A 6337-nucleotide genomic window follows, 5' to 3' on the forward strand; every position below is an offset into this window, starting at 1 on the left:
TCCATTCTTCTCTTCCTTTTGCAGATTTCTGATGTATTGGCACATAACATCTTTGGTGTTGTACTTTGTGTGATTTAGAGGCTTAAACTTCGGTGTGTATTTATCGAGGATCTGAGTGGTTAGTTTGTCGTTTGGTATTCCGTGGCTTCTGAGTTCGATTAAGCATTCCTTTGCTATTTGCCGTCTCGCGTTTTCCATTGCCTGTGCATTCATAGTCTTTGCCTTTTATTACGCAAAGTGACCATGTATGATCTACGGCAGTTTTCTATTTCGACTGGGTAGATATTCTTTCCTATCTTTATTTTATGATTAACGATTATTCCAGTTCGATTATATTTCTTTTTATGGGCTTCCAGTGCCTCATTAATAGCTATCCTTTCTGTGGGCGTGACTTCACCGCGAATTATTAATCTCATAATTCACCTATGCTATTTTCCATTCATTTAATATTCTATTGCCGATATTAATTAACTCGTCTCTATCGACAGTATTAATTATTTTTCGTGGCTTGATATATGGTCGCCATATTAAAAGCATTGAGCCTTTATTATTTCCATTGACGGGTTTGTTTGTACCAGCATTAATAAATGATATTCTTCCTCCTGTAATTAATCTCACCTCATCGACTGTTTCTAATGCAGAATTAAACCAACCGACAGAAGTATCAGCAGGAATTAACATCACAACAGGTTGCAATTGCTTTTTACATTGTTCGGCGGCTTTATTAATCCAAGGCTGAATATCTGAATATGGCGGGTTAATCCAAATACCGCCATAACTTTCCCAGTCGCAATTTAACGAGTCGTCTTTTTCAGTGAGGTAACGTGAACAGAGCGCATTATTTTTATCGGCGGCGGCATCTAAATAGAAACCAAATTCAGCGTCCAGTGCTGTAAATAAAGGTAGGGGAGTTTGCCATCTATCACGCAGTTCCTTTGGTGTATGGCTACCTCCGTAGTCAGCCTTCATTCTCCGCATCCTTCATTAATAAATATGCTAAGCATATGGCACGAGTTAATTTTTTATCTTCTGCTACATTCCAACCAGAGCCACATTGCCAAATTTCATCTACATAGCTAATGGCAATTTTATTTGTCTCTACTAGGCTCATTGCCATAGCGTGACCAAAGAAATCAATCCATTCTGTTTCTTCCCATGTTTCTTCATTATCATATTTAATATTGGCTTTTAGTTGGCGCTGGAATAACTTTAAACTTCCAGTGCGTTGCTTGATATCTTTATACTGAATGCAATCATCCTTACAATTAAGAATGAATACCTTTTTATTAATCTCGAAATCAGAGAGTTCGGTGTATTTATTCATTATACAATCCCGTTTGTTTTGCTGATAATTCAACATCATTATGAAATGTAGTTAATCGATTAATTAAATCATCGGCTGGAATATCAGCATTTAATAACTCTTTCCATAATGCAGTACATCGAACTTGAAGTTTACTCCCAATATCTTCATTTCTAAGTCTTATCATTCCAACATCTTGAGCATCCCAATTAATACGATTAAGTAATTGATTTCGTTTATTCATCTTTCATCACCTCCCCACAAATAACTTCAACATTCCTCACTGACATTAAATATTCAGCACGTTTATTGCATTCCGATTGCGTGTATAAATCATCAGATATTGGCACTACATGATTGTTCATAATTAACAACAGGACGAATAGCTTCATGTTTATTTTCTCTATATGCACATTTGAATACGTGAGCAATAACATCAACAGTCCACGCATTGCCGTAACATTTATATGACTGTGAATTTGAAACTATATTTTCACACCAACCATCGGGGAACGTTTGTAACCTTGCACATTCGCTAGGGGTTAATTTTCTATATTGCAGAGTGTTATTATGTTCCCATGAATTAGATGTGAGTGTTGGTGACTTTTCAGTGTGAACACCTCCATTATTTTTACCTCGAGGACGCTGATAGATTGCTACTTTCGGCTCTCTGTGCCCACCCTGGCACGTTGAAAGCGTTGGAGCTTTTCCAGCATCAGAATAAACGCGCAGTATAGACTCGTTACCTCTAATGTCAGATGCATTGGCAACATGAATTAATCCGTCTTTAGATTGCTTAATGCGCTCTCTTGGTTCGCATGGTCTAAATACTATTTGCCGTCTGGATTTATTTAGGTACTGATTTAAATTTGTTCCTTTCGAGTAATTAGCATCAATACAATATGACTTTTCTCTATCAGTAATACTGTCATCATCAATAATATCTTTCAGCAAAATACCTTTATCCTCTGGCTGGCTAACTTCAAAATTAGTCCAATAATAACGCTGTCTATTTTGTGCTGATAATAATGAACTATTAATAAGAGTTTTATTTACATAACCTAATGCGCGCTCCGTATGTAATGTTATATATTCCTCAAATTCCTTTTTCATTTTTACATTTTCGAGCATGAATTTAGCATCTGGATTATTTTCCAATACATGACTCATTATTTCTAATGTCATCCAGAATAATTTACCTCGTTCATCTTTATCACCTAATTGCTTGCCAGCCAAACTCCACGACTGGCATGGAAATCCCGCAGTAACTAATCCCACATTCGACCAATCAATACCCCACTCATGCCAATTATTAACATCACCTAATTGGATATTGTCTGGATAATGAAATTCAGATACCTTATTAGCGAATTTATCTATTTCAGCAATGTAATATTTATCAAATTTAATTCCAGCGCGATACAGTGCCAATCGTCCAGCGGATATTCCGTTGAACAAACTTAAATATATCATTTTGATTTCCTATGAGTGTGCAGAACCCTGTATTAGCATGAGTAATACATATCCGATTATTTGCATGGTTATTTATTTAGAATATTTAATTAAAGTTTCTTTAATCCAATTCTCAGCTTCATCATTACAAGCTAATACATTTCCCATTATTAATTCAATATCGATGGATTCATTTGCAACGTGAGATAATGCACTCATAAACATTGCAAACTGTTTCTCATCACACTCTATAAAGTTAGCTCTGTATGCGCTAATTAAATGATTGCGAGCATATAGAACGCCTAATTTCATTTGCTCTCTATCAAACTGCTGTCTTGATTTATCCATCACTCCACCTTTCTATATCCAGCTTGATGAAGCAGGCTGGCAATATCTGCACTGTCAGTTTTAACAGCATACCCTTCAATTAATCGAGCAATTTCTTTGATTTCCTTTTCTGCTATTTCCTTACGCTTTTCATCTGCTATTTCTTTCGCCAAGTCAGAACACTCAAAACAAATATTTGCTGCTTTACCTTGGATTAAATTGTCCTTACTACCGCTTCCACCGCAAAAGTTACAAACATTCCTAGGATCTGGTTCTGGCAATGTAAATTTCATAATTTGATTATGGTGTGTAAAAGTATTCATATTCATTCCTCTTCATTGCATCCCTGCGAGTTAAATTAAAAGATAATTAAAGCTGTCGCTAAAAATGCACCTTTAACATCTTTATTTGATGGATAGTAATATGCTGAATAACCATAACGAGGAACTGCCTTGTAATAACAAACATCAACGCGATCGCAATTGACCCATTCCGATTTATCGCTTTCACAAATAATGTTTTCTTTAATTGCAGTGTCGATAACTTGCTCTTTAGTTTGGCTGCCTCGCATCATCAAAATAGTTTCGTTATTAGAATTTAGTAAATCTACTGTTTGCTTTTTCATATCTATCTCCTGTTTGCATCCTTGCACTGAGTAATGGTTATATCCTTTGGTTAAATCACATAAATAGCGTGGCGTGGGTAGGGGAGTCCGATAGGGGCGAACGGAATATCATCTGAGAAGTCCATCGGTGGCTCACTTTGCGGTGCTTGATTGCTCGATGCTTGTGGTGCTTGCGGTTGCTGTGGCTGACCCCGTCCTTGAGTTTGTTGTGGCTTCTGGCCTCCTGATTGATTACCACCGTTACCGCCTAACATCTGCATTGTTCCACCGATATTTACCACCACTTCCGTTGTGTATCGGTCTTGACCGCTTTGGTCTTGCCATTTTCTGGTTTGCAGAGAACCTTCGATATATACTTGACTTCCTTTTCTCAGATATTCACCTGCAATTTCTGCTAATTTGCCGAAGATGCATACCCGATGCCACTCGGTCCGTTCCTTCATTTCACCAGTTTGTTTGTCACGCCACGATTCCGATGTGGCCAGTGTGAGATTTGCAACAGCGCCACCTGATGGCATATAGCGGATTTCCGGATCCTGCCCCAAGTGACCAATGAGAATACATTTATTCACGCCTTTACTTGCCATTATGTGTTCTCCATATCTGATTTATGGCTCTTGTAAACAACCTCTAGCTTCTCAATATTTTCATCATCTCCTGAAAATTTATTTTTAAGCCACTGATATGATTTTTCGAAATGTTCTGGCGACATCTCGTTTAATTTTGATGTGAAATCGGCAAGCATCATTTGGTTTGTCAGTAGCTTTTTAACTCTATGCTCTGAGCGCTTACCTCTTGAAACAGAAAGCATCATTGAAAAATCAGACTCAATATCACTCATCGCATAAACTTTTATACCCCCAACAGCTACGCCGCCAAACTTAACGGATGGATCTCCAATTATTGTTAAAGATTTTCCAACCCAGTCATGACCGTTATTTCCCCATCCACCAATAAGAACCCTTCGCATAGATTTAGATGGTTTGTATGGCCTGCCGTCATAACCTACTAAGTCGATAAAAACAGGCTGATCTCTCGTTCCTTCGCGAACGGATTTAATAACAGCGGTAATCGGTGTAGTTTGAACATCTTCAAAGTTAATCTGATCTGACTTTGGGATGATTGTGCGTGATAAGTCCATTAGAGAAACACCTCATCATCTAAGTATTCATCATCGAATAAGTAATTAGGAACATTGATTTCACTCGGTGGAAGAGCTATTCCTTCAGTTCGTAGCGCTTCGTCATCAATGCATTCTTTAATTTTGCGTAATGCTTCGTGCATTTGCTTATAGCCAAGTTCCAGCGATTCCATGCCGATGTAATACATGCAATTGGTATAAGGCGGTTTATTTTGAAGCGCAAAGAAGCAAAACTGGTCTAACTCAATCCCTGTGGTTAGCTTTAAAACGTACAGATAAAAGGCCGCTTGAATATGGTATCGATATTTACCAAACGCCTGACTAAAGCCTCGCTCTGTTGCGTCCATGCAACTCTTTATATCAAGCGGGTAGGGTAGAGAGTCAGATAATCTATCAAATCGGCATTTCAGCCTTAATTCAGTTATTGGACATGTAGCAAACATCGATACTTCTGAATTCCCTTTTGTTTCCATGTAGTCCATAAAGTCGGTATTCATCCTTGCAGACTCAACCATCCTTGTTACTGTTTCCACTTCGCCATTTATAAAAATATTGTCAGGATTGCACACCTTAACCAATTCTTTGTATTCCTTTGACGCTCTGGTTTTAATGTCAGGACTAAGAATGAATTCCTTTTTAAAAACATCAGGCTCAAGCAATGCTGCGTGAATTGCAGTTCCTATATTTGCCGATTTGCTTCCTTTAAATGGGTTAAAATATAAGTTTGCCGGGCTAATATTCATTGCTTTTACTGACGTTGATCCTATTGCCTCATCCTTGTGGTAATCCTCATTGCTTAAGTGATAGTAGATTCCATCTTTCATCATAAAACCTCCTTATCTATCCCGATCTGTATTGCTGTTTTAATTCCATCTAAAACCGCATCCAATGCCTGAGGGCTAATTTCAAATACCGGATTTAACTTCCTTGCTAAATCCATACATAACAGTTCTTCTGGTAGGCTATCCATAACCTCATCAACTGATATTTTCTCTTCCTGAGAATTAACAAACGCCTGCTTTTCCATTTGGCGTTCGTACCAATCGTTTCTGAGTCCGTAGGTATTCGTTAACATAGAGCCTCCTTAGATAAACGCGCGCTCCTTACGTGTGTTTATTTCATGCTGAATGAGGTTTGTACGCTCCATCGATACTTTCATTTTCCATTGAAAAACTAAGTCGTCGATTTGCTCATTTGTCATTTTAGACTCTCGCAATAGTGCGAATATCTGATGTTTTGCGTGTTTCTGCTTTGCGTTCATGCTGTACTCCGTATGCCTTTTTTAATGTTTCGTTTGCTTCGCGCCATCCGTTCTCATCCTTGAGATAATGTGCAATTCCAGCTTGCGATTGAGCTAAACAAAGTTTGTATTTATCAATATTCATGCTTACCTCTGGATGTGCGAAATCTGCGCTAATCTTGCGATAGCGATAGGGTGGTTATCTGGTGTTGGTGCGGTGGGTTACTGCTGAGGTATTTTTTTGATATC

The 6337-nt window shown here is 38.0% G+C and carries 14 protein-coding genes; all 14 read right to left on the reverse strand.

Going from position 1 to position 6337, the window contains the following annotated elements:
* The coding region (locus GWJ05_RS18555) for a hypothetical protein (RefSeq protein ID WP_237585059.1) at nt 1-213 on the reverse strand (213 nt) is incomplete at its 3' end.
* Nucleotides 210-416 carry a DUF4060 family protein gene (locus GWJ05_RS08170; RefSeq protein WP_087802142.1) on the reverse strand — a complete coding sequence of 69 codons (207 nt, stop codon included), beginning with the start codon at nt 414-416 and terminating at the stop codon, nt 210-212. The genes GWJ05_RS08170 and GWJ05_RS18555, both read right to left, overlap by 4 nt.
* A 7-nt stretch (nt 417-423) precedes the next feature.
* Nucleotides 424-969, reverse strand: a complete 546-nt coding sequence (locus GWJ05_RS08175; RefSeq protein WP_161680943.1) for a phage N-6-adenine-methyltransferase — start codon at nt 967-969, stop codon at nt 424-426.
* Nucleotides 959-1324 (reverse strand): hypothetical protein, encoded by a 366-nt coding sequence (locus GWJ05_RS08180; protein ID WP_161680941.1) that lies wholly within the window; start codon nt 1322-1324, stop codon nt 959-961. The genes GWJ05_RS08175 and GWJ05_RS08180 overlap by 11 nt, the downstream gene beginning before the upstream one ends.
* Nucleotides 1317-1547 carry a hypothetical protein gene (locus GWJ05_RS08185; protein ID WP_161680939.1) on the reverse strand — a complete coding sequence of 77 codons (231 nt, stop codon included), beginning with the start codon at nt 1545-1547 and terminating at the stop codon, nt 1317-1319. The genes GWJ05_RS08180 and GWJ05_RS08185 overlap by 8 nt, the downstream gene beginning before the upstream one ends.
* A 92-nt stretch (nt 1548-1639) precedes the next feature.
* Nucleotides 1640-2776, reverse strand: a complete 1137-nt coding sequence (dcm, locus tag GWJ05_RS08190) for a DNA (cytosine-5-)-methyltransferase (protein WP_161681318.1) — start codon at nt 2774-2776, stop codon at nt 1640-1642.
* Nucleotides 2777-2848: 72 nt separating this feature from the next.
* Nucleotides 2849-3103: a hypothetical protein gene (locus tag GWJ05_RS08195; protein WP_161681319.1), complete on the reverse strand. Its 255-nt coding sequence runs from the start codon at nt 3101-3103 to the stop codon at nt 2849-2851.
* The gene (locus GWJ05_RS08200; RefSeq protein WP_161681320.1) at nt 3103-3405 is read right to left on the reverse strand and encodes a ClpX C4-type zinc finger protein; all 303 of its coding nucleotides are present in this window, start codon (nt 3403-3405) and stop codon (nt 3103-3105) included. Before GWJ05_RS08200 ends, GWJ05_RS08195 begins: the two co-directional genes overlap by 1 nt.
* Before the next feature lie 35 nt (nt 3406-3440).
* The gene (locus GWJ05_RS08205; protein ID WP_161681321.1) at nt 3441-3707 is read right to left on the reverse strand and encodes a hypothetical protein; all 267 of its coding nucleotides are present in this window, start codon (nt 3705-3707) and stop codon (nt 3441-3443) included.
* Nucleotides 3708-3757: 50 nt separating this feature from the next.
* Nucleotides 3758-4294, reverse strand: a complete 537-nt coding sequence (locus tag GWJ05_RS08210) for a single-stranded DNA-binding protein (protein ID WP_161681322.1) — start codon at nt 4292-4294, stop codon at nt 3758-3760.
* Complete coding sequence (locus tag GWJ05_RS08215; RefSeq protein WP_161681323.1) at nt 4294-4848, reverse strand: hypothetical protein; 555 nt, start codon at nt 4846-4848, stop codon at nt 4294-4296. The genes GWJ05_RS08210 and GWJ05_RS08215 overlap by 1 nt, the downstream gene beginning before the upstream one ends.
* Complete coding sequence (locus GWJ05_RS08220; protein WP_237585107.1) at nt 4848-5675, reverse strand: PD-(D/E)XK nuclease-like domain-containing protein; 828 nt, start codon at nt 5673-5675, stop codon at nt 4848-4850. Before GWJ05_RS08220 ends, GWJ05_RS08215 begins: the two co-directional genes overlap by 1 nt.
* A complete protein-coding gene (locus GWJ05_RS08225; protein WP_161681324.1) occupies nt 5672-5923 on the reverse strand; it encodes a hypothetical protein in 252 nt (83 codons plus the stop codon). Before GWJ05_RS08225 ends, GWJ05_RS08220 begins: the two co-directional genes overlap by 4 nt.
* 127 nt (nt 5924-6050) lie before the next feature.
* On the reverse strand, nt 6051-6233 hold the full coding sequence (locus tag GWJ05_RS08230; RefSeq protein WP_072013132.1) for a host cell division inhibitory peptide Kil: 183 nt from the start codon (nt 6231-6233) through the stop codon (nt 6051-6053).
* Between the last annotated feature and the right edge of the window lie 104 nt (nt 6234-6337).

The organism is Proteus sp. G2626, from assembly GCF_009915985.1.
GTDB lineage: Bacteria > Pseudomonadota > Gammaproteobacteria > Enterobacterales > Enterobacteriaceae > Proteus > Proteus vulgaris.

What these genes read in the sequence shown, in the direction of transcription:
- GWJ05_RS08220 (WP_237585107.1), bottom strand. Translation starts at nt 5,675, where the DNA reads ATGATGAAAGATGGAATCTACTATCACTTAAGCAATGAGGATTACCAC.
- dcm (WP_161681318.1), bottom strand. Translation starts at nt 2,776, where the DNA reads ATGATATATTTAAGTTTGTTCAACGGAATATCCGCTGGACGATTGGCA.
- GWJ05_RS08200 (WP_161681320.1), bottom strand. Translation starts at nt 3,405, where the DNA reads ATGAATACTTTTACACACCATAATCAAATTATGAAATTTACATTGCCA.
- GWJ05_RS08205 (WP_161681321.1), bottom strand. Translation starts at nt 3,707, where the DNA reads ATGAAAAAGCAAACAGTAGATTTACTAAATTCTAATAACGAAACTATT.
- GWJ05_RS08215 (WP_161681323.1), bottom strand. Translation starts at nt 4,848, where the DNA reads ATGGACTTATCACGCACAATCATCCCAAAGTCAGATCAGATTAACTTT.
- GWJ05_RS08180 (WP_161680941.1), bottom strand. Translation starts at nt 1,324, where the DNA reads ATGAATAAATACACCGAACTCTCTGATTTCGAGATTAATAAAAAGGTA.
- GWJ05_RS08230 (WP_072013132.1), bottom strand. Translation starts at nt 6,233, where the DNA reads ATGAATATTGATAAATACAAACTTTGTTTAGCTCAATCGCAAGCTGGA.
- GWJ05_RS08225 (WP_161681324.1), bottom strand. Translation starts at nt 5,923, where the DNA reads ATGTTAACGAATACCTACGGACTCAGAAACGATTGGTACGAACGCCAA.
- GWJ05_RS08195 (WP_161681319.1), bottom strand. Translation starts at nt 3,103, where the DNA reads ATGGATAAATCAAGACAGCAGTTTGATAGAGAGCAAATGAAATTAGGC.
- GWJ05_RS08210 (WP_161681322.1), bottom strand. Translation starts at nt 4,294, where the DNA reads ATGGCAAGTAAAGGCGTGAATAAATGTATTCTCATTGGTCACTTGGGG.
- GWJ05_RS08185 (WP_161680939.1), bottom strand. Translation starts at nt 1,547, where the DNA reads ATGAATAAACGAAATCAATTACTTAATCGTATTAATTGGGATGCTCAA.
- GWJ05_RS08170 (WP_087802142.1), bottom strand. Translation starts at nt 416, where the DNA reads ATGAGATTAATAATTCGCGGTGAAGTCACGCCCACAGAAAGGATAGCT.
- GWJ05_RS08175 (WP_161680943.1), bottom strand. Translation starts at nt 969, where the DNA reads ATGAAGGCTGACTACGGAGGTAGCCATACACCAAAGGAACTGCGTGAT.